The following is a 26,402-nucleotide window of genomic DNA, read 5'->3' as shown; positions in this document are numbered from 1 at the left end:
GTTCACCTCTTATTCGCTCTTGGATGGCTGTTCATATATACATTTCTCAGTCGATCCTTGGTTACATGCGTATAAATCTGTGTGGAGGATAAATGCTCATGGCCGAGCAGTTCCTGAACGGACCGCATATCAGCCCCCTCGTTCAGCATATGTGTAGCAAAGGTATGCCGGAGCTTATGAGGGTGAACATCCACAGTTAACGCAGCTTCTTTCACCATTTTATTTAAAATCAAACGGATTCCATCAGCCGTAAGCGGCCCTCCCCGGGCATTGAGAAACAATGTCCGGACTGGGTCCTTATGTTTAGACGCTAAGTCAAGACGGCCGTCTTCCATGTATGTTCGGAGCGCTTGTGAAGCTGACTTTCCAAAAGGAACATACCGCTCTTTTCTTCCCTTCCCGAGGACAAGAGCTGTGTTCAGGGAAAAGTCCAGGTCTCCTGTTTTCAACTGGACACATTCACTCACACGAATTCCCGTTCCATACAACAGTTCGAGAAGAGCCTGATTTCTCTGTCCGAGTGGATCTGTCAGATCACTGACTTGAAAAAGCTGATCCAGTTCCTGTTCATAAAAGAAATTAGGAATAGGGGCTTCCGCTTTAGGAAGCGACACATTGGCGAACGGGTTGCTGTCAAACCAATTCTCCCTTTCTAAATACTTAAAAAAACTCCGGAGACTGGACACTTTCCTGGAAACAGTTTTTCTCGCGTACCCGGCTTCATACTGCTTTGTTAAAAATACTCGGACGGTGGAATAATCACAGTTCTCAATGGCTGTACCTTCCGCATGAAGGAAAGTATAGAACTCATCAATATCTCTGCCATAATGTTTGATTGTCAGAGGGGACGCGTTCTTTTCAATCTGAAGGTACTCCATAAAAGAGTCTTTATAGGAATGCATGAGTTTTTCACCTCACAAAGGCGATTAAATTTTATCACACCATTGACTGAATAAACAATGGATTTAATTAAAATGTAACAAAATTCTGAATTGTTTCCAAGTCTAAACAATTAATTGGAAAAGATTACAGTATTTCCGACTCCAGCCGCTGTGCCATCAGTGCTGTCAAGTATGTAGCCTTACCAAAGCGTAATTATAGCGTCCAACTCCACCCGTGTCAATTAAAATAATTGGAAAGAGCCTATGACTATAAGGATAGTCATAGGCTCTTGAAAATATAACAGGACTCAGGCCTGCGGTTCTTCTTTATAATCACAGCTGGTACATTGGATCTGGGTACCTTTCTTGACTTTCTTCTCTACAAGCAGGGACTCACATTTCGGACATGGCCGGCTGATCGGTTTATCCCAGGAAATAAAATCGCAGTCCGGATAATTTTCACACCCGAAGAACTTCCGATTCTTCTTACTCTTCCTTTCCACCACTTCTCCGTCTTTACACTTCGGACAAGTCACTCCGACCTTTTTCAAAATCGGCTTCGTATTCCGGCACTCCGGGAAGTTGGAACAGGCGAGAAACTTTCCGTAGCGTCCCATTTTATAGACCATTTCATGGCCGCATTTTTCACAATCAATGCCTGCAGGCTCATCCTTGATTTCCACTTCTTCCATTTCTTTTTCTGCTTTTTCCAGTCTCGGCTGAAAACCTTGATAGAACTGGCCGATGATGTTGGCCCATTCCTCTTTGCCTTCTTCAATGGCATCAAGGTCATCTTCCATTTCCTTCGTAAACGCAGCATCGATGATTTCCGGGAAGTACTCGCGCAGTTGATCAAGGACGATTTCACCAAGCTCGGTTGGAACAAATCGTTTATTATCCAAAGCGACATATCCGCGGCGCTGGATGGTATCGAGCGTAGGAGCGTAAGTCGAAGGACGTCCAATCCCCAGTTCCTCCAGCGTTTTTACAAGGCGCGCTTCGGTATAGCGTGGAGGCGGCTGAGTGAAGTGCTGGTTCGGCTTGATTTCCTCTGCCTTCACTGTCATGCCTTCCTCGAGATGCGGCAGGAGCTTATCCTTTTCCTTCTTGTTGTCATCATTGCCTTCCACATATACTTTCATGAAACCTTTGAATTTGACCTCAGAGCCCGTTGCACGGAACTCCACCCCTTCATTGGTCATGTGGACGGTCATCGTGTCAAGGACAGCCGGTGCCATCTGACTGGCTATGAAGCGGTCCCAGATCAGCTTATAAAGACGGTACTGGTCCCTGGAGAGGATACTCTTCATAGCTTTAGGATCTCTATCAGCACCTGTCGGACGGATCGCTTCGTGGGCATCCTGTGCCCCTTCCTGCTTTTTAGCCGCTTTGCCGGCACCAAGAAACTCTTTACCGAAATTGTTTTCCACGTACTGCTTGGCGTCATCCTTTGCAGAATTAGAAAGACGTGTCGAATCGGTACGCATATAGGTGATCAAACCAGTGATCCCCTGTTTGCCGCCGAGATCAATCCCTTCATAAAGCTGCTGGGCAATCATCATCGTCTTCTTAGCCCTGAAGTTGAGCTTTCGTGCTGCTTCCTGCTGGAGGGAGGATGTTGTGAAAGGAAGCGAAGGATTCCGTCGCCTTTCCCGCTTGTTTACTTTGTCTACTGTAAAGTTCCTGCCATCCAGACGGGACTGGATCGTTTCAACGTCCTGCTGAGTCTTAAGCTCCTGCTTTTTACCATCGACACCGTAGAAAGATCCTTCAAAAGGCTCCTTGTCCTTCAGGAAATCAGCTTCGATGGTCCAGTATTCTTCCGGCTGGAAGTTTTTAATTTCATTCTCGCGGTCAATAATAATTTTTACTGCAACGGATTGTACACGCCCGGCACTCAGCCCTTTTTTCACTTTTTTCCAGAGAATCGGGCTGATGTTGTATCCTACAAGCCTGTCAAGGATACGTCTGGCCTGTTGAGCGTCCACAAGATCTGAATCGATGCTCCGCGGTTGTTTAAAGGAATCTTTAATAGCTTCTTTAGTGATCTCATTAAATACGACACGGCATTTGGACTTATCATCAATGTCCAGGCTGTGGGCAAGGTGCCACGCAATGGCTTCCCCTTCACGGTCGGGGTCGGCTGCAAGGTAGACTTTCTTGGCCTTCTTAGCGGCCGTTTTCAATTCTTTTAATACAGGACCCTTGCCTCGTATCGTAATATACTTTGGTTCAAATTCATGTTCCACGTCCACACCCATTTGACTCTTTGGAAGGTCACGGACATGCCCGAGGGAAGCTTTAACTTTATATTTTTTTCCAAGATAGCGTTCAATTGTTTTTGCTTTTGCAGGTGATTCCACTATTACAAGATAATCTGCCATACAGGTTCCTCCCATAGAGGTGTTTTCTCTATAAATTTTACATAAAATAAATCTTCCCTATTATTAAATACAATGAAACCGTTTGTCAAACCGGTCCTCTCTCTTTATTAGGGAATAACGACTAATTCTTCTTAGTACTGTACCACCTTTGTCATCGATTATTCAAATTTTTCAAACCAGTCTTCGGCTATGTCTTGGTACGTGTGAACAAGCTTGGCCCCTTCATTTATAAGGTGGTGGCACCCCTCACTTGTCGGGCTTCCCGCCGGACCTGGAAGGGCATACACGCTTCTCCCCTGCTCCAGAGCCTGGTCTACCGTAATCATTGTCCCACTTCTCATTTTTGCTTCAATGACAAATGTGGCGGGGCTCAATCCTGAAATAAGCCGGTTCCTTTCAGGGAAATGATATTTCTTCGGCGGCATATCAGGAGGGTATTCACTAATGACTATATGATGGTCAGCCATTTGTTTATACAAAGAAAGGTTGTTTGAAGGGTAAATGTGCTCAAAACCCGACCCGAGAACAGCGGCTGTCTTTCCGCCATTATGAACAGCGAGGGTATGCGCATACTGATCAATTCCATAAGCCATCCCGCTGACAATCATGGCTCCCTGCTTAATGAGTGGAGTGAGCACCTGTTTCATAGCTGGGAAAGCGTAAGAAGAAGGTTTTCTAGTACCGATGACGCTGAGGGAGAAAGCGTTGGAGAGAAGATCGGGATGGCCCTCTATATACAACACTAAAGGAGGGTCGGGAATGGTGCGGAACATAGGAGGAAACCGGTCATCAAACCACGTTAAAATGGTATACCTCCGAAAATAGTTATCGAGTTTCTTCATTATATTAGGGTCTTTCAGCCTTCGATAAATCATATGGGAGGTGTGGATAGGGATCCCTGTTAAAGAAGCGAATTGTTCGGGGGAAAAGTTTGTGAGGAAATCGAGTTCAGGGTCAGATGTCAGCAGACTTCTTATCCGTGCTCTGCTTATCATCGAAAGGCTGTGCAGGCCGATCAGTCTGATTCGTTTGGAATTCATACGGCACCTCATTTGTATTGGATTTCATGATAAGGAGGCCGCATCTTTATCGATACGGCCTCCCCGGACTCCCTTTTAATGGGTCTTACATTTGTCGAAAAGATTTTCATTTTTCAATACTTCAATAAGGGTTTCTCCCATGACAGATGGAGTCTCTGCCACTTGAATCCCACATTCATTCATGACACGGATTTTCTCATCCGCTGTCCCTTTACCACCGGAAATGATGGCACCCGCGTGCCCCATACGTTTCCCTGGTGGTGCTGTTCTGCCTCCGATAAAGCCGACAACAGGTTTGTTCATGTTCGCTTTCACCCATTCAGCCGCTTCTTCCTCAGCGGTTCCGCCGATTTCACCAATCATAATGACAGCTTCCGTATCGTCATCCTCATTGAAGGCTTTTAAGACATCAATAAAGTCAGTGCCATTTACAGGGTCACCACCGATGCCTACGGCTGTGGATTGACCGATTCCTGCCTCAGACAGCTGGTGTACGGCTTCATACGTCAATGTACCGGACCGGGATACAACCCCTACATGGCCTTTCTTATGGATGTATCCAGGCATGATGCCGATTTTACATTCATCCGGCGTAATGACTCCCGGACAGTTCGGCCCGACAAGACGCGTCTTCCTGCCTTCCATATACCGTTTCACTTTAATCATATCCAGAACAGGAATATGCTCGGTAATGCAGATGGCCAGATCCATTTCTGCATCTGTCGCTTCCATAATGGCATCTGCAGCAAATGGGGCAGGTACGTAGATGACCGAAGCGTTGGCACCTGTTTTTTCAACCGCTTCTGATACGGTATTGAAAACAGGAATGCCTTCCACTTCTGTGCCGCCTTTGCCTGGTGTTACTCCACCGACAATCTGTGTGCCGTATTCCACCATCTGCTTCGTGTGAAACAAGGCTGTTGATCCTGTAATCCCTTGAACAATCACTTTAGTATCCTTGTTAATAAATACACTCATCTCATTCCCCGCCTTTCCTACTTCACTAGTTCCACGATTTTTTGTGCGCCTTCTGCCATGGAATCTGCAGAAGTAATGTTCAAACCGGATTCATCAAGAATTTTCTTTCCGTCCTCGACGTTGGTTCCTTCCAGACGGACGACAAGCGGAAGTGTCAAACCGATCTGCTTCGTCGCTTCTACGACACCTTCAGCAATGACATCACATTTCATAATGCCTCCGAAAATGTTGACGAAAATCCCTTTTACGTTATCGTCGGATAAAATAATTTTGAAAGCTTCTGTGACTTTCTCCGTCGTCGCACCGCCGCCGACATCAAGGAAGTTCGCTGGATCACCGCTGTAGTGCTTGATAGTATCCATCGTCGCCATAGCCAGTCCAGCTCCGTTAACCATGCAGCCGATATTGCCATCCAGGGCGATGTAGCTGAGATCATACTTGGATGCTTCCACTTCTTTCGGGTCTTCTTCATCCAGATCACGAAGCTCCATGATATCTTTTTGACGGAACAGAGCATTGTCGTCAAAATTCAACTTTGTATCCAGGGCAAGGACGTCCCCGTCTCCAGTAGTGACTAAGGGATTGATTTCAGCTACGGAGCAATCCTTTTTAACGAACACATCATACAAGCCGAGCATGAACTTGACCGCTTTACCTACAGCTTCTTTAGGGATGTTGATATTAAAAGCCAGACGTCTTGCCTGGAAAGGAGTCAGACCTGTAACCGGATCAATGACTTCCTTGAAGATTTTTTCCGGTGTTTCAGATGCCACTTCCTCAATCTCCGTACCCCCCTCTTCAGAGGCCATCATCGTCACCCGGCTTGTAGCACGGTCAAGGACAAGACCGACATAATATTCACTCTGAATGTCGCATCCTTCCTCGATGAGTAAGCGCTTAACTTCCTTGCCTTCTGGTCCAGTCTGATGGGTGACAAGCGTTGAACCCAGTATTTCATCGGCATATGTACGTACTTCATCAAGATTTTTGGCGATTTTCACTCCGCCCGCTTTTCCACGCCCACCTGCATGGATCTGCGCTTTCACGACAGTAACGCTGCTGCCAAGCTTCTCTGCTGCCTCAACAGCTTCATCGACTGTATAAGCTACGTATCCATTTGGCACAGAAACGCCAAAATCACGCATGATTTGTTTTCCTTGATACTCATGAATGTTCATGTTTCATCCTCCCATCAATTTTCACTGCAAGTACATTGTATAAAAAAACGCTGTCAATTGTCCATAAAAAGCGTGATATCTGTCGAAAAATTCAATAGATTAACAAAAATTATCTTATGTAAATAAAAAGAGAGTAGGACAGAGCAGATCCGTCTCCTCTGTTCCTACTCCCTTGAAGAGTCTTTTTCAATAACGAAAACGGCTCCCCCTTCTAGAGCATGTTTTTTACGGGAGCAAAGGTTTTCCTGTGTACAGGGGTGATTCCATAGGTTTCAAGGGCCCACAGGTGATCTTTGGTTCCATAGCCCTGGTTGGACTTGAACTGGTAGCTCGGATACACTTCGTCGAGTTCTGCCATCATCCGGTCCCTCGTTACTTTGGCAATCACACTGGCAGCAGCGATGGATACACTCCGTTGATCCCCTTTGATCAGTTTCGTTTCACTCCATCCATCACCGAGCGTCATCGCGTCGACCAAAAGGTGATCCGGCTCGTGTTTCAACTGGGATACGGCTCGTTTCATAGCGAGCCTGGCCGCCTGATAGATATTGAGCTGATCGATTTCCTCGCTGGATACAATTCCGGCTGCCCAGTCGGCATCTCTTGTAATCTGTTCATAAAAACTTTCCCGCCTGGATTCTGAAAGCTGCTTGGAATCATATAGACCTTCCAGATAATAATCATCGGGAAGGACAACCGCTCCTGCGACGACCGGACCAGCAAGCGGCCCCCTTCCGGCTTCATCAATACCGCATACATATTGCCGCTCCCCTGCCCAGGCTTCTTTTTCAAACACAAGCATGTCTTCATACTGTTTGCGAAGGGCCTCTTTTTTCTTCTGCCTGTCTGTGTACTGCTTCAACAGGTGCTGTACGCCTTTTCGGGTGTCCCCGGACAGTTCCTCCCATTGGGCTTCTGTCGGCTTCTGTGCCTGCAGCATGGCTTTAATTTCATTGATTGTACGTTTGGACATGATGGCTCCTCCGTTTCTTTTAATTCGACTGTCGGATCTACAGGTTCACACGCATAAAAAAAGCGCTCCAGGCACGGGCCTGCAGCGCTCCTTCCTGCATCTATTCAGGGGTTTCCAGACTGATCAGCCCGAGTTTTCCTGTGCGTAAATCCTGAAGAATAATATCGGACACTTTTTCAAAATTCACGTGGCCCCCGCTTTCCAGGCAGCCCCGTTTTTTACCAATGTGCTCAAAAACGTCCATCATATCATCAACCTGGTCCAGCCCGAACCGATGTTCAAGCATACTTGGATATTCCCGGCTGAGAAAATCAAGAACGTAGGCGGCTACATCTTCCTTAGGCAGAATTTGATCCTTGATCGTCCCGATGGACGCGAGGCGGTATCCGACCTCTTCTTCCTCAAATTTAGGCCAGAGGATTCCCGGTGTATCCAGCAGTTCAAATTCTTTCTTCACTTTAATCCACTGCTGTTTCGTCGTAACCCCGGGTTTATCTCCCGTTTTTGCGGCTCTTTTATTTACAAGACGGTTGATCAGCGTCGATTTTCCGACGTTCGGGATACCGATAATCATCGCTCTTGAAGCTCTTGGACGAATCCCCTTGGCCACGAGCTTATCGATTTTTTCCTTCCCGAGAGCTTTTGCCTTCTGAACCACCCGCTGGACATCCTGCTTTTGATTGGCTTCAATCGCAACAGCGGGAATATTCTTGTTTTGGAAATAGTCGATCCACTGCTCTGTGACTGCAGGATCAGCCAGATCTTTTTTCATCAGCACAACCATTTTCGGCTTTTCCTGAAGAATCCCGTGAAGCATCGGGTTCTGTGAAGATAAAGGTGCTCGGGCATCGACAAGTTCAATGACAAAGTCAACGAGCTTTAATTTTTCTGCTACTTCCCGTTTCGCTTTTGCCATGTGCCCGGGAAACCATTGTATACTCATGTAAATCCTCCTAATTAACGATACGGATACGGTCCAGCGGCCAGTAGGATAACACAGCTTCTCCAACCAGCTGCTCTTCCGGAATCATGCCGAGAACACGGCTGTCTGTTGAATTGTCCCGATTATCCCCAAGGACAAAGACATGACCTTCAGGCACTTCCTCAAAACCCCCTGGAATGTCCTCCTCCATCCTGAAGTCACTGGTCAATCTTCCGTCTTCCGGAAGCTGCGCCTTTCTTTCTTCAAGAAACGGCTCCTCCACCCGTTCGCCATTCACATATAACTGATCATTTTCATAGGCGATGTGATCCCCTGGGATACCGATGACCCGTTTTATGTAATCTTTCTGTTCTGTTGCATGAAAAACGACGACATCAAACCGATCAGGAGAAGTCAGACGTTTATGCAGCTTACTCACAATGAGGTGATCTCCACTATGAAGTGTCGTAAGCATAGACGGTCCTTCGACGACAACAGGTGCAAAAATAAATACCCGTACAATCACTGCCAGAACAGCAGCAATGGCAAATGCTTTGACCCAGTCCAACCACTGTTGCTTCATTTCCCCACTTCCCTGTCTTATGACGTTCATCTTTGCTGTTTTCATCGTATAACAGCTGGAACTTATTATAAAGTAGAAAAAAGGAGCTTGGCATACGCAAGCTCCTTTTCACCGGTTTAGATAATTTCTTTAATACGTGCTGCTTTACCACGAAGGTTACGTAGATAGTAAAGTTTCGCACGGCGTACTTTACCACGACGGGAACGTTCGATTTTAGCAATACGTGGTGAATGAACTGGGAATGTACGCTCAACACCTGTACCGTAAGTAATCTTACGAACTGTGAATGTTTCGCTGATTCCACCGTTCTGACGTTTAATAACAACACCTTCGAATACCTGGATACGCTCACGGGTGCCCTCGACAACCTTCACGTGTACTTTGACAGTGTCACCAGGACGGAAGTCAGGGTGATCTGTACGAAGCTGTTCTTTTGTAATGTCATGAATCAACTGTTGCATGATCTTCACTCCTTTTTAACTAATGCTCTTGTCTTCTAAGAGGCAGCGGAACATCGTTTTCCACTTAAACCGATCGTTTAAGCACAAAATTTAATATACCATAGGGGGAGAAAAACTTCAACCGTCGGCTGTTAATTTTTCCACTCATCGAGCCATGTTTTTTCCTGATCCGACAGCTCTTTCTTCTCTAAAAGGTCCGGCCTGCGTTCATACGTACGCTTCAGAGACTCTTTGTGTCTCCATTCATCGATTTTAGCGTGATTGCCCGAAAGAAGGACATCAGGGACCTTCATCCCCCGGAAATCGGCCGGCCGCGTATAATGAGGATGCTCCAGGAGGCCGTTGGAAAAGGAATCCATCGGAGCCGACTGTTCATTTCCGAGCACCCCGGGAAGCAGACGGACGACGGAATCAATGACCACCATTGCTCCGAGTTCACCACCAGTGAGCACGTAGTCTCCGATGGAAATCTCATCGGTCACAAGCTCTTGGCGGATGCGCTCATCATATCCTTCATAATGGCCGCAGATAAATACAAGATGGTCTTCCTCAGAAAGCTCTTCCGCCTTCTGTTGGGAATAAGGTTCCCCCTGCGGACAAAGCAGGACGACACGTGGAGGCTTTTCCGATTTTTCCCGGATGGCCTCAATGCTGTCGAAAATTGGCTGCGGGGAGAGTACAAGACCAGCTCCACCCCCGTAAGGATAGTCATCCACCTTATTATGCTTACTTGTTGTGTAATCACGGAAATTCACATACTCATATGAAAAAGCCTGCTGCTCACGAGCCCGCTTCATAATGGAATTCTGTAGGACACCTTCGAACATTTCTGGAAACAGCGTTAATATATCCATATGCATGTCAGTCCAGCAGCCCTTCTATTGGATCGATGATGATCGTTTTTTCCGTTGGATTTACCTTCTTCACAACCGGTTCGATATAAGGAATCAACAGATCTTTGCTTCCCCGGCGCTTAACGACCCATACGTCGTTGGCCCCCGGTGTCAGAATTTCTTTAATAACCCCTAGTTCTTCCCCTGATTCAAGGTAGACGGTACATCCGATAATCTCATGAAAATAAAATTCATGATCTCCGAGTTCTTCCTGTTCCTCTTCTGAAACCATCAAGGTCACGTTCTTCAATGGTTCCACATCATTAATGGATGGAAGACCCTCAAAGCTGATCAGATCGAATCCTTTATGGATCCGGTGACTGCGCACGACCAAGGTCTTTGTTTCCTGTTTATCATTTACCCAATACAAAAGCTGCCCGGGCTGGAAGCGCTCTTCAAAATCCGTGATTCGATGAACTTTGACTTCTCCTTTGATGCCATGTGTATTAATAATTTTTCCGACATTAAACATTTGTCTATCCATGTTATTACCTCGCTCGTATGACTTTTCCATCTTTAATGATGATCTGGCGGTCCTGGACAATGTCTTGCCACACGTCACCTTCCTCGATCGTGACAAGGGTGTCGACTTCGTCCGTTTCCAGCTCGCTTCCATCTGGAAGGATATCAAGCTGTTTACGCTGATATTCCACCCACCTGAGCTGATCTTTCCGGCGGCCGATCTCACGGGAAAACCTCCGCTCCACTTCCTGTTTGGATACACCGGGTTTGCGCTCCAGTTTCTTCTGTTCAAAAGCAAGCTGCCGGCATTCTTCATCAAGCTGGCGCTCCCTCTGGTTGAACCTTTCTTTAAGCTGGGCCCGGCTGGAATCTGTCAGGACTTGTTTGACAGGTACTTTTCTGATGATCTGCATGCACTGACCGCCTCCCTATCCTAAAGATTACATAGTAAAAAAGGGAAAGGTTCTCCCTCTCCCTTCTTACATGATATCCAAATAGATTCTTTTATCAGAATCAGAGCCTGCCGCATACACGACAGTTCGAATCGCTTTCGCTATCCGCCCGTTTTTTCCGATCACCTTACCGACATCATCCGGATGGACGGAAAGATGATACACCATTTTGTGCTCTTCTTCTTTCACATCCACCTTGATGTCATCAGGATGATCGACAAGCGGAGTGACGATCGTTTCGATTAAGGCTTTCATGATATCACCACTATTTTATTATTGGTTTTTCTTATCGTGGAACTGCTTCATGATGCCTTCGTTAGAGAATAGGTTACGGACTGTATCGCTCGGCTTGGCACCGTTGGACATCCAGTCGATCGCTTTTTCAGCGTCGATTTTAACCTCAACTGGGTTTACAACCGGGTTATATGTTCCAATCTGCTCGATGATGCGGCCATCACGAGGAGAGCGGGAATCTGCAACTACTACACGATAAAATGGGTTACGCTTGGATCCCATACGTTTTAGGCGAATTTTTACTGCCATATTTAACAACCTCCAAAATTTCTTTAATTAATTGTTTCACACAGAATTAGATTTTAGCAGAACTTCAAGGGTGTGTAAAGGTTTTTTCCATTACATAAACGGAAATTTCATTCCGCGGCCTTTTTTCCCTTTGGTATTGCTCATCTGCTTCATCATTTTCTTCATTTCTTCAAACTGTTTCAAAAGACGGTTGACTTCTGAAACAGACGTACCTGAACCTTTGGCAATCCGTTTTTTACGGCCGGCATTCATTAATGACGGATCCTGACGCTCATGCTTGGTCATAGACTGAATAATTGCTTCCACATGGACAATCTGTTTATCGTCAAAGGAGACATTCTGCAGTCCTTTCATCTTGTTGGCTCCGGGGATCATATTCAAGATCTCATCGAGCGGCCCCATGTTCTTCACCTGCTCCATCTGCTCAAGGAAATCCTCAAACGTGAAAGAAGCATTCCTCATTTTTGATTCCAGCTCTTTGGCCTGTTTTTCGTCGACCTGTGTCTGAGCCTTTTCAATAAGAGTGAGCACGTCTCCCATACCAAGGATACGGGAGGCCATACGCTCGGGGTGGAAAACTTCAAGCTGATCCAGCTTTTCTCCCATACCGGCAAATTTAATCGGTTTTCCAGTGACGGCCTTGATGGACAGTGCCGCACCACCACGGGTGTCGCCATCAAGCTTCGTCAAAAGAACGCCGCTGACATCCAGCTGTTCATCAAAGCTTTCCGCTACGTTGACGGCATCCTGTCCGGTCATGGAGTCGACGACAAGGAAAATTTCATCCGGGTTGACAGCATCCTTGATCTGCTGCAGTTCCCCCATAAGATCTCCGTCAATATGAAGGCGGCCGGCAGTATCGATAAGAACATAGTCGTGATGTTCCTCTTTCGCTTTGGCAACCGCATTGCGCGCAATGTCCACAGGGTCTGCCTCTGTCCCTTCAGCGTGAACCGGCATGCCCAGCTGCTTCCCGAGCGTTTCCAGCTGCTGGATGGCGGCCGGACGATAGACGTCAGCAGCAACCAGCATCGGGTTACGGTTGTAACTCTTACGAAGAAGGTTTGCCAGTTTTCCCGTGGTCGTTGTTTTACCGGCACCCTGAAGACCAACCATCATAATGACGGTTGGAGGACGCTTGGCTACGGCAATTTTACTTTCATTGCCGCCCATGAGCTCGGTCAGCTCTTCTTGAACGACTTTAATGACCTGCTGGCCCGGAGTCAGACTTTCCATAACTTCCTGGCCGACAGCCCGTTCACGAATACGTTTGACGAAATCCTTCACTACTTTGAAGTTAACATCGGCCTCGAGGAGGGCGAGACGGACTTCCCGCGTCATCTCTTTTACGTCTTGTTCGGTTACCTTCCCTTTGCCTTTGATTTTTTTAATCGTTTCCTGCAAACGGTCGGATAAACCTTCAAATGCCATCGAAGAAACCCTCCTATTCTAATTCTTGTAATTGATCAAGCCAGACGGCCGTGTGCTCTGGAAGCTCCTTTTTATCAACAGCAGCTTCCATTTCCGCCATTACCTGCTGGCGTTTTTGGAATTTCTCATATAAATGAAGCTTTTTTTCATATTCTTCAAGCATGGTTTCCGTCCGGCGGATATTATCATACACCGCTTGACGGGATACTTCAAAGGTCTCGGATATTTCACCAAGAGAATAATCTTCCAGATAATACAACTCCATGTAATTTCTCTGTTTAGGAGTCAGCAGCGATTGGTAAAAATCGAATAGGTAATTGATTCTTGTCGTCTTTTCAAGCACGCTTGTAGCACTCCTTGTTAAGTGAAATACCTTTACACATAAATATTAACGGAGCGGGTCCATGTGTGTCAAGGTTTACAGCGTATTTTCTTAATCCTCTTCGTACTCCTCTATCATGTCAGCAAACAGCCCATAGACAAAGGCGTGGGCATCAAACGTTTCGAGATCGGTCACTTTTTCACCAAGCCCGACCAGCTTGACCGGGATTTCCAATTCATTCCGGATGGCAAGGACGATCCCGCCTTTAGCCGTTCCGTCAAGCTTCGACAATACAATCCCGGATACGTCTGTTACCTCTGCGAAAGTTTTCGCCTGGCTCATGGCATTTTGACCGGTTGTTGCATCCAGTACGAGCAGAACCTCGTGAGGAGCACCAGGGATTTCACGTTCAATGACCCGCTTCACCTTGGAAAGCTCATTCATGAGATTGACTTTATTCTGCAGGCGGCCTGCCGTATCACAAATCAGCACATCCGCGCCGCGGGATTCAGCCGCTTTTATGCCGTCATAAACCACGGCAGCCGGATCACTGCCCTCTGAATGCTTCGTGACGTTGACTCCTACGCGGCTCCCCCACTCTTCCAACTGTTCAATAGCACCGGCTCTGAACGTATCTCCGGCAGCCAGCGTGACTTTTTTTCCTTCGGATTTCAAGCGGTGGGCCAGCTTCCCGATGGTTGTCGTTTTTCCGACACCGTTGACTCCGACAAACAGGTACACGGTCAGACCATCCGGATTTTCCGTCAGGCCTTCCACTTCTCCTGCATCGTCGTCTCCATAATAAATGTCCACCAGTTTTTCAGAAATGATTTCCTTGACCTTCTGTGGATCCTGGACATTCCGGCGTTTCACTTCCATCTCAAGTTCTTCAATCATTTCCATGACGGTGGTTACTCCAACGTCAGCAGAAATCAGCACTTCCTCCAATTCTTCAAAGAAGTCTTCATCTACAGTACGGTAGCGGGCCACAAGGTCATTGATTTTACTTGAGAAGGAATTCCTCGTTTTGGCCAGTCCTTTTTTAAACTTGGAAGCGATCGTTTCTTTCTCGTCCTCTTCCTCTACAGCCCCGGATGGACGTTCGCCCTCGTCGTCCTCCACAGGATTTCCGGCTTCAGGTCCGACACTACCTTCTTCCTCTTCTGTCCCGGGTACATCTGGATCGGCATCCTCTTCCGTTCCGGTAGCATGAGAATCAACGCTCCCTCTCCCTGCAGGCTCCTTGTTCACGTGCGGTTCCTCTTTTTCTGGGACGGAAGTAGAAACTTCAGGAGAAGACTCCTCATCTGCAGAATCTGAAGAAACAGAACTGTCGCCTTCTGCAGGATCAGAAGGGTGTTGATCCTTGTTTTCCTCCTCAGCATCCTGCTCTTTCACAAATTTATCTTTCAGCTTTTTGAAAAAACTCATCCAATCTTCCTTTCTATGCTTCCATTAGTTCAGGTGTTTCTTCCAAACGGACGGAAACAAGTTTCGACACGCCGGATTCCTGCATCGTTACTCCATACAGGACATCCGACTCTTCCATTGTTCCCTTACGGTGGGTGATCACGATAAACTGTGTATTTCTGCTGAATTCTTTCAGGAACCGGGCAAACCGGTCGACGTTGGCTTCATCAAGAGCCGCTTCCACTTCGTCCAGGACACAGAAAGGCACGGGGCGGACTCTTAATATAGAAAACAGCAGGGCAATGGCTGTCAACGCTCTTTCACCACCAGATAAAAGACTCAGGTTCTGAAGTTTCTTACCAGGCGGCTGAGCGACAATATCCACACCGGTTTCCAGCATGTTCTCCGGATCGGTAAGCTGAAGATCGGCACGACCGCCTCCGAAGAGTGTCCGGAATACTTCATTGAATTCAGCACGGATCTTCGTGAAGGTATCTTCAAATTTCCGTTTCATTTCCCCGTCCATTTCATTAATGACACTATGGAGGGTTCCTTTCGCTTCCAAAAGGTCATCCTGCTGGCCTTTAAGAAACTCGTAGCGCTCTTTGATACGTTCATATTCGTCAATAGATCCAAGGTTGACGGTTCCAAGCTCTTCAATGGACCGTTTGATCAGTTTCACTCTCGTTGCAGCCTGATCAACATCCTCAACGGTATCGTAATCCCGTTTCGCCTTTTCAAATGTCATCACGTATTCTTCCTGCAGGTACGTGAGAAGATTATCAAGCTCTACGTCCAGACGATTGGCTTTGACTTCTTTCTGCTGAATATCCTGCAGATAGTTCTGATGCAGCCGGTTGTGTTCCTTCAGAGATGCATCCTCTTTATGCACATCGGCACTGATATCCGACCGTTCTTTGCGAAGGGACTGAATATCTTTTGAGGCTGCCGTTTTCTCCTGTCCAGCATTTTTGATCAGCTCTGTTAATTCTTCTTCGGTTTGATTGGATTCCACCACTTCCATCAGCTGCTGATAGGAAGCTTTATTGCCACGAAGCTCCTGCTCGATCAGTGCTTTCTCCTCTTCATAACGGCTGACCTTTTCCTGTTGGTTATGGACGGCCGATTCCTGCTCGGCGAGCTTGATCTGTAGTTCTTGACGCCGCTTTTGAAGAGCCTCCTCATCTTCTTTCTGCCTGTCCTTTGCTGCAGTAAGAGCTTCGATCCTCTGCTGGGTCGAGGCAAGTTCCTCCTCAAGAGAGCCAAGGTTCTTTGTCAGGGTTTGAAGTCTGTCATCCGCCTGTGTGCGATCTTGATCAAACTGGGCCTGATCCTGATCGTAAAGGTGGAGCTGACTGTTAATATGGTTCAATCTGACTTCATTTTCCCTGGCATCGGACTGTTTTTCATACTCTTTGTTCTTCATATGAGAAAGCTTTTCTGCATAGGACTCCTTCGCTTGTTCCTGTTCACTCAGGCTTTGCTTCAGCTGCATAACCTTTTGTTCAACATCCTGCAGTTTCTTTTCATAATCCTTTATTTTTCCCGTTGTCTCCTGAAGCTCTTTTTCCCTGGTAAACAACGACTGGCCGGATTGTTTTTTTGCTCCTCCCGTCATGGAACCGCCGGGATTAACGACATCTCCTTCCAGTGTGACGACGCGGTACTTCCGGTTCAGCACACGGGCAATCGCATTCGCGTGTTCCAGGGTTTCTGCTACAACGATATGGCCAAGAAGGTGCTGTACGGCCTTGGCATACACATCCGGGACGTGGATCAGTTCAGCTGCGACCCCCACATAGCCGTCCTGCTCGTTCAATGAACCGGCGCCGGTCACATACCGCGGCTGGATAGCGGAAAGCGGCAGGAAGGTGGCTCGGCCTTTGTGCTGGGTTTTCAGCCAGTGGATAGCCTGTCTACCTGCTTTTTCATCCTGGACAACAATGTGCTGAGCCTGAGCTCCGAGGGCTGTTTCGATGGCTGTCATGTAGGCGGACGGGATATCAATCAACTCAAGGACGGCCCCTTCTATACCGGAGAGTCGTCCATTCTGCCGCGCTTTCAAAACTTCCCTTACGCCTTGGAAATAACCGGAGAAGTCCTCTTTCATATCTTCCAGCATTTCCTTTTTGGAACGCATCTTCTCAAGATATTGATACCCTTTGTACAGTTTTTCCTGCCATTCCTGATACGCCTGTTTGTTTTCATCAAGCGAATCTGACACTTCCTGGAGGCTGCTTTCTAGTTCGCTGCGGTCAGCCGCCAATTTTTCAAGCTCTGCGGTTAACCGGCTGCGCTCCGTTTCGAGCGTTTCCCGCTCTTCTCTCAGGCCCTGGAATTTTCCACTCTGAACATCTTTTTTTGAATGCAGTTCTGATAGCTGCTTTTCCAACAGATGTTTTTCATTTCGTTTTGCGGCCTGCTTGTTTAATAGTTCGATATAATCACTTTTTAAATCCTCAATCTGATCTTCCATCTCCTGCAGGTTCTGATTGAGCGCCTGATTCGTTTCCTTGAGCTCCCGCTTGGATTTCCGCCTTTTTTCCCGCACCTCCTCCAATTTGGAGGTTTCTTCTGCCGTTACGGCCTTCAGCGTCTCAAGTTTGTTCGAGAGTTCTTCGTAGGCCTCTTCAAGTTTGGATTTGTTCTCTTCGAAATGTTTATGCCGCTCTTTCATGAGCTGCTTTTTACCTTCCAGGTTCTCAAGTTCCCTCGTCAGCTCCACCAGTTTTTCCTGAAGACTTTCCAAGGACTCATCCAGCTTTTGAATGCGGTCCCGCTTCGACTCCACGGATTCCTGCCGGGCGGTGATATCAGCCTTCAACGCCGATTCTCCGTTCTTGACCTTTTCCAGTTCCTTTAGAACAAGCTGCCAATCCTTGTGGAGACCCTCAATCTGAGTAATCAAAAGGGAAATTTCGATATGCTTCAACTCTTCTTTTTTCTCCAGGTAATCTTCAGCCACAGCGGCCTGTTCTTTCAAAGGTTCCAGCTGTCCATCGATTTCATGAATGATGTCTTCCACACGGTTCAGGTTTTCCTGAGTCTCTGCGAGTTTATATTCGGCTTTTTTCTTCCGTTGTTTATATTTAAGGACACCGGCCGCCTCTTCGAAAATGGTCCGGCGCTCTTCAGCCTTCGAGCTTAGAATTTCCTCGACTTTCCCTTGGCTGATAATGGAAAAAGCTTCTCTCCCAAGACCAGAATCCATAAATAAGTCAATAATATCCTTCAACCGGCATGTCTGGTTATTGATGTAAAATTCACTTTCTCCTGATCGGTAAACCCTTCTTGTTACACTGACCTCCTGGTAATCCAGCGGCAGGGTCTGATCTTCGTTATCGAGCGTAAGGGTCACTTCTGCCATATTCAGGGCAGAACGCGAGTCGCTCCCTGCAAATATAATATCTTCCATCTTCGCACCGCGCAGGGAACGGGCCGACTGCTCTCCGAGCACCCAGCGGATGGCATCTGTTATATTACTTTTCCCACTGCCGTTCGGACCGACCACAGATGTAACGCCTGAAACGAAATCCACGGTCACCCTGTCGGCAAATGATTTAAATCCAATAGTATCCAACTGTTTGAGGAACATAGTCATCCTCCTGTATCTTCACAATCTTTCATTCACTCAACTAATATATTTTATCATAAACACTTTCCCTACGGTAGGAAGCCTCCAGCGTTCTTTTCCTACCGTCAAAGGGTTTCAAAATTGGACAAAGTCCTTTATCATATGTACTAAACCGGATGAAGTCAGCCGAAGGAGGAATCAGCTTTTGAGTTTACAAGAACCAAAACAAGAGAATCTTGCATTTATCATTGACGATATGGCCGAAAAACTGCAGGTGGTCAATCGTTCCCTTATGAAACCGGAGGATTATGATTTAGACAAATATGAGGAAATCAAATCCCTCTACGACATCATCAATATGAAGGGCCAGCTCAGTGTTTCTGAAATCCAGGCATTTGTCCAGGAACTGGGCCAGTACCGGCGATGAAAAAAAGGACCGTCTACAGCCGCTTAAGGCTGATGACGGTCCTTTTTAAAATCGAGCGCCCTGATTCTCTAAAGCCTGCTGAGCTGCTTTCTGCTCTGCTTCCTTCTTCGTACGCCCGACGCCGATACCGCCGATGTCATCCTGGATCATCACGTGAGCGATAAATTCCCGGCTGTGTGCTGGGCCTCTTTCTTCCACAATTTCGTACTCAATTTTACTGTTTTTATCCCGCTGTATAAACTCCTGCAGCTGGCTTTTATAATCCATCGCATGAGAAAAAGCACCTTTTTGGACTCTCGGATAGACGTAGGTCTTCAAAAACCGAATAACCGCCTCATACCCCTGATCCAGATATAACGCGCCGATAAAGGCTTCAAATACGTCTGCCAATAGAGCAGGCCTGTTGCGTCCGCCCGTCAATTCCTCGCCCTTGCCGAGAAGGATCAAGTCCTGAAAATTCAGTTCATTGGCAAACTCGACCAATGAGGCTTCGCAGACGATCGAGGCTCTGAACTTCGTCAGCTCCCCTTCGGCCATATCCGGAAACTCCCGGTATAGATACTGGGAAACACCAAGCTCCAAAACAGCATCCCCGAGAAATTCAAGACGCTCGTTGTCCTCCCGGTCGGTTTTACGATGCTCATTCACATAAGATGAATGCGTGAAAGCCTGCTCCAGCAACGAAATGTTCTGAAATGATTGATTTATCTGCTTCTGGAAACTGGAGAAATCACCCATAAATCACCTTGTCCTTTACTAAAAGTTTCTGAATACAGGAAAGGCTGCCCGTTGAACAACGGACAGCTGACCTTTTTATGACTGGCTGCTTATGTAATTCACAGCGTCGCCAACTGTATTGATTTTTTCAGCTTCTTCATCAGAAATTTCCATATCAAACTCGTCTTCAAGCTCCATTACAAGCTCTACTACGTCAAGAGAGTCTGCTTCAAGATCTTCTTTGAAGGAAGCTTCCATAACTACTTTGGATTCGTCAACATCTAGACGGTCGACGATGATCTGTTTTACGCGATCAAATGTTTCTGCCATTGGAACCTCACCTCCCTTCAGTCATTATAGTAAATTTTGCAGAGAAAAACCATAGTGGTTTTTACATGACCATTCCGCCATCCACATGAAGCGTCTGTCCGGTCATATAAGCGGCGTCTTCTGAGGCCAGGAAACGGACCACTCTCGCCACATCCTCCCCTTCTCCCAGACGTTTCAATGGAATAAGGGCAAGCATCTGCTCACGCTGTTCTTCTGTTAGAGCATCCGTCATATCGGTTGTGATATAACCGGGAGCTACAGCGTTCACCTGAATATTACGGGCCGCCAATTCCTTGGCATTGGATTTCGTCATCCCGATGACGCCTGCCTTCGCAGCCACATAGTTCGCCTGTCCGGGGTTCCCGGAAACGCCGACGATGGAGGCTACATTAATAATCCGGCCGTACTTCTGTTTCATCATCTGACGGGTAACACCTTTCGTGCAGAGGAAAACACCCTTCAGATTCGTATTGATAACAGAATCAAATTCCTCTTCCTTCATACGCATGAGAAGGTTATCCTTGGTGATTCCGGCATTATTGACTAGAATGTCCAGGCGTCCGAACTCATCGACGACCGCTTTCACCATCTGCTTCACATCTTCTTCGCTGGCTACATCGGCCTGGATCTTCATAGCTGAACCACCGCCGGCAATGATTTCCTGCACGACCGCTTCCGCCTTATCTTCACTTCCTGCATAATTGACCGCCACTTTAGCTCCTTGTCGCGCAAGTTCTAAAGCGATGGCACGGCCTATGCCACGTGATGCTCCTGTAACGAGAGCTACTTGTTCGTTCAACATCAGGCTTCCTCCTTATACCACTTTACAAAATCCTTTAATGAATCTGGATCCTGAACACTGAATGACTTCATCCGGCGCTGGACTTTTCTCACAAGGCCGCTGAGAACTTTCCCCTGCCCTACTTCTACGATGGCATCGACTTCTTCTTCGACAAATGCCTCAAGAATTTGTTGAAAACGCACGGGAGAATAAAGCTGCTCAACAAGCAGACGTTCAATCGTTTCTGCCTCCGTGACAGCTTCCGCTGATACGTTGGCGTATACTGGAATGGAAGCATCCCTGATGGTACGGGCGTCCAGATGACCGGCGAATTCTTCACTCGCGGGTTCCATAAGTCGGGAGTGGAAAGGACCGCTCACGTTCAAAGGCAGAACACGTTTTGCGCCTTTTTCCTTCAATTGTCCACTCGCTTCCTCCACGCCTTCTTTTGTACCAGAGATGACGATCTGCCCCGGACAGTTAATATTAGCGAGATCAACGGCTTTTTCTCCGTCGAACCCTGTCAGGACATCCTCGATTTCCTCCTGGGAAAGTCCAAGTACAGCGGCCATCGTACCTTTCCCGGTCGGGTACGCTTCCTCCATGAGTTTTCCGCGGATATGGACAAGCTGAACCGCTTCAAGCGGGTCCAGAGCCCCGGCAGCAGTCAAAGCACTATATTCACCAAGACTGTGTCCCGCCGTCATATCTGGTGTGATTCCTTCTTCAGTCAGCACCTGCTGGATGGCAATACTGTTTAACAGCAGAGCAGGCTGGGCATTTTCCGTTTTCGTGAGTTCTTCGACCGGGCCTTCAAACATCAGGGAAGTAAGGGAATACCCGAGACTTTCGTCAGCTCTATCAAACAATTCTTTCACAGAAGGATAGGCTTCATACATCGCCCGTCCCATTCCGACTTCCTGGGAGCCTTGGCCCGGAAAAACGACTGCAATCTTTTTCATTCTGATTCCTCCTTTTCCTTCATCCGGTCCAGCGTACTGGAGATGGTTTCTGTTACATTCAGTTCAACCATTTCACATGCCTGGCGGATCGCATTCAGCACAGCACGCTCATTTGAGGAGCCGTGGGCTTTAATAACCGGTGAGGCAAGGCCGAACAAACCGGCTCCCCCGTATTCACTATAGTCCAGCTGGTTTTTCAGGCCGCGGAGCTCATCTTTCACGAGTCCGGCAGCAATTTTCGTTTTCCAGCTGCTCATAAATGTCTCCTTCATCATGGAAAACATCGTAAGAGCCGTTCCTTCTATTGTTTTCAAAGCGACGTTTCCTGTGAATCCGTCTGTTACGACGACATCAGCGACCCCATTAAGGAGATCGCGGGATTCCACATTCCCAACAAAGTTAATCGGCGCTTCCTTCATGAGCTGAAACGCCTGCTTCGTAAGGTCGCTTCCTTTTCCATCTTCCGTTCCGACATTTAACAGCCCCACTCTTGGGTTGTTGATTTTCCGGACGTTTTCTGAGTAAATCGAACCGATGACGGCATACTGCAGCAGGTGGGCCGGTTTGGCATCGACGTTCGCTCCAACATCAAGCATTAAAAAGCCTTTTCCATCCATCGTGGGGAGGGTAGGACTCAAAGCCGGCCGTTCCACACCGGGCATGCGGCCGACGATGAAAAGACCTGCACTCATAAGGGCGCCTGTATTACCAGCAGAGATGCACCCATCCGCACGCCCCTCTTTCACTTCCGTCGCAGCCATGACCATGGAAGCTTTTTTCTTTCTGCGTACAGCCCTTACGGGTTCGTCTTCCGAAGTAATCATTTCTGTTGTATGTAAGACCGTTATATTCGGCTGCTCTTTCAAAAACGGACGGATTTGTGATTCGTCTCCTACAAGTGTGATGGACAAACCATCAATCGTTTCAGCTGCCTTGACAGCTCCTTTCACAATGGCTTCAGGGGCGTTGTCCCCGCCCATTGCATCAATGGCTAACTTCATGAACATTCGACTCCTTTACTGATTCGAGCGGTACATTTCAAATGTACCGGCAAACACTTCCTCGTTTCCAACAAAACTGTGGACGCTTACGATCGTTCGTCCTTTATCATCTTCACCTTTGGCCGTCGCCTTCGCTACCACGCGTTCACCCAGTTTGACCGGTCTGGAAAAATGAATCGTCGACCGGGCTGTCAAAGCCAGTTCATCATTGATCAAAGCGACAGCTAGTGAATTGGCCTGGGCAAACAGATGGTGCCCCCGGGCGATATGATTTCTTGAAAAGACGTGTTCCGGACGGATATCCAATATGGAAATGGCACGGTCATCAAGCTCTAAATCAACGACCTCTCCAATGATTTCTTCAACTGGAAGAGCTTTCACCGTCTCATTCCATTCCTGTGTGGCCACCGATTTTATGCGCTCCCGCAGCTCGGGAATTCCGAGCTCCATCCTGTCGAGACGGATCGTCTGTATGCTGACACCAAAGGATTTAGCGAGTTCTTCATCCGTTGTGAAAGGCATTTGCTCAATACGTGTCTTCAGTTCTTCCTGACGTACTCTCTTGGTTTTCTTCACACAAATACCACCGTTCATCCAGCCATAAGTCTCGTTTTATGACTAGGTACTAATAGTAATATATAATACCGGAAACCATAACGCAAGGATTGAAAACCCATTCATTAAAAAAATACGGATGCATGCGAAAAGAGGAAATGAAAAAACACGCCCTTTTGTCAGGACGTGTACTTTTCCACTCAATCCAGAACATTTTCCATGATCTGCTTATCCTTATAGACGACTTCCTTCAACGAACTGTAGGATTCATGTTGATCCAGGACGTCTTCTTCAATCATTTCGGCTGCATCTTTTCTTGCTGTTTCAAGCGCGCGGTAATCGTGTACCATATCCCCGACTTTAAATTCAGGTAATCCGCTCTGTTTTTTTCCAAAGAAGTCCCCCGGCCCCCGGAGTTTCAAGTCCTGCTCAGATAATTCGAAGCCATCGTTCGTCTCCGTCATGATCCGCATGCGTTCTTTACCGACATCCCCTTTCGGGTCAGCAAGAAGAATACAATAGCTCTGGTCCGATCCACGTCCGACCCTGCCCCGCAGCTGGTGCAGCTGGGAAAGGCCGAAGCGCTGCGCATCATAGATCACCATCATCGTCGCATTGGGAACGTTCACACCCACTTCAACCACCGTAGTGGAGACCAAGATATTCAGATGATTATCAGCGAATTCCTTCATCACTTCTTCTTTTTCATCATTATGAAGTCGTCCATGCATCAGCCCGACAGAAATGTCCGGCTCAAAAACGCTGCTGAGCTGATGATACAGATCAATGGCATTCTGAATATCCAGCTGATCAGATTCTTCAATAAGCGGGCAGATGACGTAAGCCTGGTGTCCCTGATCGATTTCCTTCTTGATGAAATTCAAGACCCGGTCGGTCATTTCCCCTTTCACCCAGTACGTCTCTACAGGCTTACGCCCCGCCGGCATTTCATCAATGACACTGACATCCATATCACCAAAAGCCGTAATGGCCAGCGTCCGCGGGATAGGTGTGGCCGTCATGAACAATACGTCGGGAGAAAGACCTTTGTCCCTCAAGGTACGCCGCTGTTCTACACCGAAGCGGTGCTGTTCATCTACAATGACAAAGCCGAGATGACTGAATAGGACTTCATCTTGAATGAGCGCATGTGTTCCTACAAGAATATCAATCTCCTCCGCTTTGACTGCTTCGAGGATTTCCTGGCGTTTCTTCCCTTTAATAGAACCTGTCAGAAGCTCCACTCTTGCCCGCCCTTCAAACATGGCCGACAAGGACTGATAATGCTGTTCCGCCAGAATTTCCGTCGGAACCATCAATGCCCCCTGGTAGCCAGCGGTGATGGAAGCATAGAGAGCAATCGCCGCAACGGCGGTTTTCCCTGAGCCTACGTCCCCCTGAAGAAGGCGGTTCATACGGTGGGGACGTTTCATATCCTTCAAAATTTCAGCAAGCGAACGCTTCTGTGCCCCAGTCAGTTCAAAGGGCAGGGACTGGACAAAACCGGTCAGCTTCTGATTATCATACCTTTGAACAATGCCCTGTGTCGATTCACGGTTATGCTTACGCAGCAGCTGCATTTTCAGCTGGAAAATTAAAAACTCCTCATATACGAACCGGCGCTTGGCATGTTTGAGCATCACCCGGTTTTCTGGATAATGCATCTGCTGCAGGGCTTCCCGGCGGGGCGGGAGTTTATAAGCAAGAGCAAGATCCTCAGGAAGGATTTCCTTAACCGATCCTCCATACTCCCCGAAGGCAGCCGTCATCACTTTCCGGAGGGTGTTCATGTTCACCCCTTCCTTTAATGTGTACACAGGCTGGATGGGAGCCTGACTTTTCGACTCCCCTTTTTTGAATTGACTAACCGTCACTTGAAGACGCTGCTGATCCCATTTTCCTGTTACTGTAACGGTGTCCCCCTGCTGCAGCTGCTTTTTCGCAAAGGCCCGGTTGAACATGACTGCCTTCACAGCAAAATGCTCCACCTGCAGGGTAAAGGTCAGCCTTGATTTCTTCCGCCCGTAATAGCTGACGACAGGTTCGGAGACAATCTCCCCTTCAATGGTCGCTTTTTCATTATGATCCAGCTCCGTCAACGGCTTCACTTCATAGGAATCATAACGATGTGGAAAATAAAACAAAAGATCCTCCACTGTAAACAGTCCCAGTTCATTTAAATGGGACTGCAGTTTTTCTCCAACTCCTTTGATTTCACTAATGGGTTGCTGCAGCACATCATTCACTCTTTCTTTAAAGATATTCCGTACACTTTTGCTTCGAGTTCGCGTCCGGTCGGTGTCGCAGCCAGTCCACCCTGGGCGGTTTCCCTGAAAGCTGACGGCATCCGCTGTCCTACTTTATACATGGCATCGATGACTTCATCACATGGAATTCTGCTCTTCACACCGGCAAGGGCCATATCTGCCGCCACGACAGCGTTGGAGGCACCCATGGCATTTCGTTTCACGCACGGGACTTCGACAAGCCCTGCAACAGGATCACAGATTAATCCAAGCATATTTTTCAAAGTGATCGCCATGGCTTCGGCAGACTGGGAAGGCGTGCCTCCTGCCATTTCCACAATAGCCGCGGCAGCCATTCCAGCAGCAGATCCGACTTCTGCCTGACATCCACCCGCAGCCCCTGATATCGATGCATTATTTGCTACGACGAAACCGAAGGCCCCGGATGTGAACAAATACCGGACCATCTGCTCCCGTGTGGGGTTCAGCTGGTTTTTAACGGCAAATAAAGTACCCGGCACACACCCCGCACTACCGGCTGTCGGCGTGGCGCAGATGGTGCCCATAGCCGCATTCACTTCGTTCGTGGCCACTGCCTTACTGACAGCGTCCATCAGCAGCTGGCCGGACAAAGGCGTATGATTTTTCATGTAATCCTGTATGAGTACGGCATCCCCGCCGGTAAGTCCGCTGTGAGACTTCACACCTTTCAAGCCATCTTCCACCGCTTTTTCCATGACGTCGAGATTCCTTTCCATATGGGCAAAGACCTCTTCCCTGGAAAGCTGCTTCACTTCCATTTCCTGACGAATCATCACTTCAGAAATTTGTATCTGCTCACTTTCAGCAAGCTCTATCAGTTCTGCTACATTGCGAAACATGCGAACACTCCTTTT

At 47.6% G+C, this 26,402-nt stretch carries 27 protein-coding genes; 1 reads left to right on the top strand and 26 read right to left on the bottom strand.

The window, feature by feature from the left end:
• Positions 1 to 2: 2 nt before the first annotated feature.
• From xerC to smc, 18 genes are all read right to left on the bottom strand, one after another.
• A complete protein-coding gene (gene xerC, locus H615_RS0105475) occupies positions 3 to 902 on the bottom strand; it encodes a tyrosine recombinase XerC (protein WP_027954196.1) in 900 nt (299 codons plus the stop codon).
• A 287-nt stretch (positions 903 to 1,189) separates the two neighbouring features.
• Positions 1,190 to 3,265, bottom strand: a complete 2,076-nt coding sequence (gene topA, locus H615_RS0105470) for a type I DNA topoisomerase (protein ID WP_027954195.1) — start codon at positions 3,263 to 3,265, stop codon at positions 1,190 to 1,192.
• Positions 3,266 to 3,423: 158 nt separating this feature from the next.
• The gene (dprA, locus tag H615_RS0105465; protein ID WP_027954194.1) at positions 3,424 to 4,305 is read right to left on the bottom strand and encodes a DNA-processing protein DprA; all 882 of its coding nucleotides are present in this window, start codon (positions 4,303 to 4,305) and stop codon (positions 3,424 to 3,426) included.
• A 75-nt stretch (positions 4,306 to 4,380) separates the two neighbouring features.
• Positions 4,381 to 5,283, bottom strand: coding sequence for a succinate--CoA ligase subunit alpha (gene sucD / locus H615_RS0105460; RefSeq protein ID WP_027954193.1), 903 nt, complete (start codon positions 5,281 to 5,283; stop codon positions 4,381 to 4,383).
• Between the two features lie 17 nt (positions 5,284 to 5,300).
• A complete protein-coding gene (gene sucC, locus H615_RS0105455) occupies positions 5,301 to 6,461 on the bottom strand; it encodes an ADP-forming succinate--CoA ligase subunit beta (protein WP_027954192.1) in 1,161 nt (386 codons plus the stop codon).
• Positions 6,462 to 6,672: 211 nt separating this feature from the next.
• Complete coding sequence (locus tag H615_RS0105450; RefSeq protein ID WP_027954191.1) at positions 6,673 to 7,434, bottom strand: ribonuclease HII; 762 nt, start codon at positions 7,432 to 7,434, stop codon at positions 6,673 to 6,675.
• Between the two features lie 100 nt (positions 7,435 to 7,534).
• A complete protein-coding gene (gene ylqF / locus H615_RS0105445) occupies positions 7,535 to 8,377 on the bottom strand; it encodes a ribosome biogenesis GTPase YlqF (protein WP_027954190.1) in 843 nt (280 codons plus the stop codon).
• Between the two features lie 10 nt (positions 8,378 to 8,387).
• Positions 8,388 to 8,939, bottom strand: coding sequence for a signal peptidase I (gene lepB, locus H615_RS0105440; RefSeq protein WP_027954189.1), 552 nt, complete (start codon positions 8,937 to 8,939; stop codon positions 8,388 to 8,390).
• Positions 8,940 to 9,055: 116 nt separating this feature from the next.
• Complete coding sequence (rplS, locus tag H615_RS0105435) at positions 9,056 to 9,400, bottom strand: 50S ribosomal protein L19 (RefSeq protein ID WP_027954188.1); 345 nt, start codon at positions 9,398 to 9,400, stop codon at positions 9,056 to 9,058.
• 131 nt (positions 9,401 to 9,531) lie between these two features.
• Positions 9,532 to 10,260, bottom strand: coding sequence for a tRNA (guanosine(37)-N1)-methyltransferase TrmD (gene trmD, locus H615_RS0105430; RefSeq protein WP_027954187.1), 729 nt, complete (start codon positions 10,258 to 10,260; stop codon positions 9,532 to 9,534).
• Between the two features lies 1 nt (position 10,261).
• The gene (gene rimM, locus H615_RS0105425) at positions 10,262 to 10,777 is read right to left on the bottom strand and encodes a ribosome maturation factor RimM (protein ID WP_027954186.1); all 516 of its coding nucleotides are present in this window, start codon (positions 10,775 to 10,777) and stop codon (positions 10,262 to 10,264) included.
• Between the two features lie 4 nt (positions 10,778 to 10,781).
• The gene (locus H615_RS0105420; protein WP_027954185.1) at positions 10,782 to 11,168 is read right to left on the bottom strand and encodes a YlqD family protein; all 387 of its coding nucleotides are present in this window, start codon (positions 11,166 to 11,168) and stop codon (positions 10,782 to 10,784) included.
• A gap of 66 nt (positions 11,169 to 11,234) precedes the next feature.
• Positions 11,235 to 11,462 carry a KH domain-containing protein gene (locus H615_RS0105415; RefSeq protein WP_027954184.1) on the bottom strand — a complete coding sequence of 76 codons (228 nt, stop codon included), beginning with the start codon at positions 11,460 to 11,462 and terminating at the stop codon, positions 11,235 to 11,237.
• 18 nt (positions 11,463 to 11,480) lie between these two features.
• Entirely contained in the window at positions 11,481 to 11,750 is a 270-nt protein-coding gene (gene rpsP, locus H615_RS0105410) for a 30S ribosomal protein S16 (protein WP_027954183.1), read from the bottom strand.
• A gap of 90 nt (positions 11,751 to 11,840) precedes the next feature.
• Positions 11,841 to 13,181: a signal recognition particle protein gene (gene ffh / locus H615_RS0105405; protein ID WP_027954182.1), complete on the bottom strand. Its 1,341-nt coding sequence runs from the start codon at positions 13,179 to 13,181 to the stop codon at positions 11,841 to 11,843.
• A 13-nt stretch (positions 13,182 to 13,194) separates the two neighbouring features.
• Positions 13,195 to 13,524 carry a putative DNA-binding protein gene (locus tag H615_RS0105400; protein WP_027954181.1) on the bottom strand — a complete coding sequence of 110 codons (330 nt, stop codon included), beginning with the start codon at positions 13,522 to 13,524 and terminating at the stop codon, positions 13,195 to 13,197.
• A 90-nt stretch (positions 13,525 to 13,614) separates the two neighbouring features.
• Positions 13,615 to 14,562 carry a signal recognition particle-docking protein FtsY gene (gene ftsY, locus H615_RS0105395; protein WP_425306998.1) on the bottom strand — a complete coding sequence of 316 codons (948 nt, stop codon included), beginning with the start codon at positions 14,560 to 14,562 and terminating at the stop codon, positions 13,615 to 13,617.
• A gap of 385 nt (positions 14,563 to 14,947) precedes the next feature.
• Positions 14,948 to 18,508, bottom strand: a complete 3,561-nt coding sequence (gene smc, locus H615_RS0105390; RefSeq protein WP_027954179.1) for a chromosome segregation protein SMC — start codon at positions 18,506 to 18,508, stop codon at positions 14,948 to 14,950.
• 184 nt (positions 18,509 to 18,692) lie between these two features.
• On the opposite strand from smc, the gene H615_RS0105385 reads away from it, so the two are divergent.
• Positions 18,693 to 18,914 (top strand): DUF1128 domain-containing protein, encoded by a 222-nt coding sequence (locus H615_RS0105385; protein ID WP_027954178.1) that lies wholly within the window; start codon positions 18,693 to 18,695, stop codon positions 18,912 to 18,914.
• A gap of 45 nt (positions 18,915 to 18,959) precedes the next feature.
• On the opposite strand, the gene rnc is transcribed toward H615_RS0105385, so the two are convergent.
• From rnc to sdaAA, 8 genes are all read right to left on the bottom strand, one after another.
• On the bottom strand, positions 18,960 to 19,652 hold the full coding sequence (rnc, locus tag H615_RS0105380) for a ribonuclease III (protein ID WP_027954177.1): 693 nt from the start codon (positions 19,650 to 19,652) through the stop codon (positions 18,960 to 18,962).
• Positions 19,653 to 19,727: 75 nt separating this feature from the next.
• Entirely contained in the window at positions 19,728 to 19,961 is a 234-nt protein-coding gene (acpP, locus tag H615_RS0105375; protein WP_027954176.1) for an acyl carrier protein, read from the bottom strand.
• Positions 19,962 to 20,022: 61 nt separating this feature from the next.
• Positions 20,023 to 20,763 (bottom strand): 3-oxoacyl-[acyl-carrier-protein] reductase, encoded by a 741-nt coding sequence (gene fabG / locus H615_RS0105370; protein WP_027954175.1) that lies wholly within the window; start codon positions 20,761 to 20,763, stop codon positions 20,023 to 20,025.
• Entirely contained in the window at positions 20,763 to 21,704 is a 942-nt protein-coding gene (gene fabD / locus H615_RS0105365) for an ACP S-malonyltransferase (protein ID WP_027954174.1), read from the bottom strand. Before fabD ends, fabG begins: the two co-directional genes overlap by 1 nt.
• Positions 21,701 to 22,705: a phosphate acyltransferase PlsX gene (plsX, locus tag H615_RS0105360; protein WP_027954173.1), complete on the bottom strand. Its 1,005-nt coding sequence runs from the start codon at positions 22,703 to 22,705 to the stop codon at positions 21,701 to 21,703. The genes fabD and plsX overlap by 4 nt, the downstream gene beginning before the upstream one ends.
• Positions 22,706 to 22,720: 15 nt before the next feature.
• Entirely contained in the window at positions 22,721 to 23,299 is a 579-nt protein-coding gene (gene fapR / locus H615_RS0105355) for a transcription factor FapR (RefSeq protein WP_242520187.1), read from the bottom strand.
• 161 nt (positions 23,300 to 23,460) lie between these two features.
• A complete protein-coding gene (gene recG / locus H615_RS0105350; protein ID WP_027954171.1) occupies positions 23,461 to 25,497 on the bottom strand; it encodes an ATP-dependent DNA helicase RecG in 2,037 nt (678 codons plus the stop codon).
• A 5-nt stretch (positions 25,498 to 25,502) separates the two neighbouring features.
• Complete coding sequence (sdaAA, locus tag H615_RS0105345) at positions 25,503 to 26,387, bottom strand: L-serine ammonia-lyase, iron-sulfur-dependent, subunit alpha (RefSeq protein WP_027954170.1); 885 nt, start codon at positions 26,385 to 26,387, stop codon at positions 25,503 to 25,505.
• Between the last annotated feature and the right edge of the window lie 15 nt (positions 26,388 to 26,402).

Origin of the sequence: Halobacillus kuroshimensis DSM 18393 (assembly GCF_000425705.1) — a bacterium.
GTDB lineage: Bacteria > Bacillota > Bacilli > Bacillales > Halobacillaceae > Halobacillus > Halobacillus kuroshimensis.
Note: the sequence above shows the minus strand (reverse complement) of the source record. Positions and strands in the feature narration are given on the sequence as shown.

What these genes read in the sequence shown, in the direction of transcription:
- xerC (WP_027954196.1), bottom strand. Translation starts at nt 902, where the DNA reads ATGCATTCCTATAAAGACTCTTTTATGGAGTACCTTCAGATTGAAAAG.
- topA (WP_027954195.1), bottom strand. Translation starts at nt 3,265, where the DNA reads ATGGCAGATTATCTTGTAATAGTGGAATCACCTGCAAAAGCAAAAACA.
- dprA (WP_027954194.1), bottom strand. Translation starts at nt 4,305, where the DNA reads ATGAATTCCAAACGAATCAGACTGATCGGCCTGCACAGCCTTTCGATG.
- sucD (WP_027954193.1), bottom strand. Translation starts at nt 5,283, where the DNA reads ATGAGTGTATTTATTAACAAGGATACTAAAGTGATTGTTCAAGGGATT.
- sucC (WP_027954192.1), bottom strand. Translation starts at nt 6,461, where the DNA reads ATGAACATTCATGAGTATCAAGGAAAACAAATCATGCGTGATTTTGGC.
- H615_RS0105450 (WP_027954191.1), bottom strand. Translation starts at nt 7,434, where the DNA reads ATGTCCAAACGTACAATCAATGAAATTAAAGCCATGCTGCAGGCACAG.
- ylqF (WP_027954190.1), bottom strand. Translation starts at nt 8,377, where the DNA reads ATGAGTATACAATGGTTTCCCGGGCACATGGCAAAAGCGAAACGGGAA.
- lepB (WP_027954189.1), bottom strand. Translation starts at nt 8,939, where the DNA reads ATGAAGCAACAGTGGTTGGACTGGGTCAAAGCATTTGCCATTGCTGCT.
- rplS (WP_027954188.1), bottom strand. Translation starts at nt 9,400, where the DNA reads ATGCAACAGTTGATTCATGACATTACAAAAGAACAGCTTCGTACAGAT.
- trmD (WP_027954187.1), bottom strand. Translation starts at nt 10,260, where the DNA reads ATGCATATGGATATATTAACGCTGTTTCCAGAAATGTTCGAAGGTGTC.
- rimM (WP_027954186.1), bottom strand. Translation starts at nt 10,777, where the DNA reads ATGGATAGACAAATGTTTAATGTCGGAAAAATTATTAATACACATGGC.
- H615_RS0105420 (WP_027954185.1), bottom strand. Translation starts at nt 11,168, where the DNA reads ATGCAGATCATCAGAAAAGTACCTGTCAAACAAGTCCTGACAGATTCC.
- H615_RS0105415 (WP_027954184.1), bottom strand. Translation starts at nt 11,462, where the DNA reads ATGAAAGCCTTAATCGAAACGATCGTCACTCCGCTTGTCGATCATCCT.
- rpsP (WP_027954183.1), bottom strand. Translation starts at nt 11,750, where the DNA reads ATGGCAGTAAAAATTCGCCTAAAACGTATGGGATCCAAGCGTAACCCA.
- ffh (WP_027954182.1), bottom strand. Translation starts at nt 13,181, where the DNA reads ATGGCATTTGAAGGTTTATCCGACCGTTTGCAGGAAACGATTAAAAAA.
- smc (WP_027954179.1), bottom strand. Translation starts at nt 18,508, where the DNA reads ATGTTCCTCAAACAGTTGGATACTATTGGATTTAAATCATTTGCCGAC.
- rnc (WP_027954177.1), bottom strand. Translation starts at nt 19,652, where the DNA reads ATGGGTGATTTCTCCAGTTTCCAGAAGCAGATAAATCAATCATTTCAG.
- acpP (WP_027954176.1), bottom strand. Translation starts at nt 19,961, where the DNA reads ATGGCAGAAACATTTGATCGCGTAAAACAGATCATCGTCGACCGTCTA.
- fabG (WP_027954175.1), bottom strand. Translation starts at nt 20,763, where the DNA reads ATGTTGAACGAACAAGTAGCTCTCGTTACAGGAGCATCACGTGGCATA.
- fabD (WP_027954174.1), bottom strand. Translation starts at nt 21,704, where the DNA reads ATGAAAAAGATTGCAGTCGTTTTTCCGGGCCAAGGCTCCCAGGAAGTC.
- plsX (WP_027954173.1), bottom strand. Translation starts at nt 22,705, where the DNA reads ATGAAGTTAGCCATTGATGCAATGGGCGGGGACAACGCCCCTGAAGCC.
- fapR (WP_242520187.1), bottom strand. Translation starts at nt 23,299, where the DNA reads ATGAACGGTGGTATTTGTGTGAAGAAAACCAAGAGAGTACGTCAGGAA.
- sdaAA (WP_027954170.1), bottom strand. Translation starts at nt 26,387, where the DNA reads ATGTTTCGCAATGTAGCAGAACTGATAGAGCTTGCTGAAAGTGAGCAG.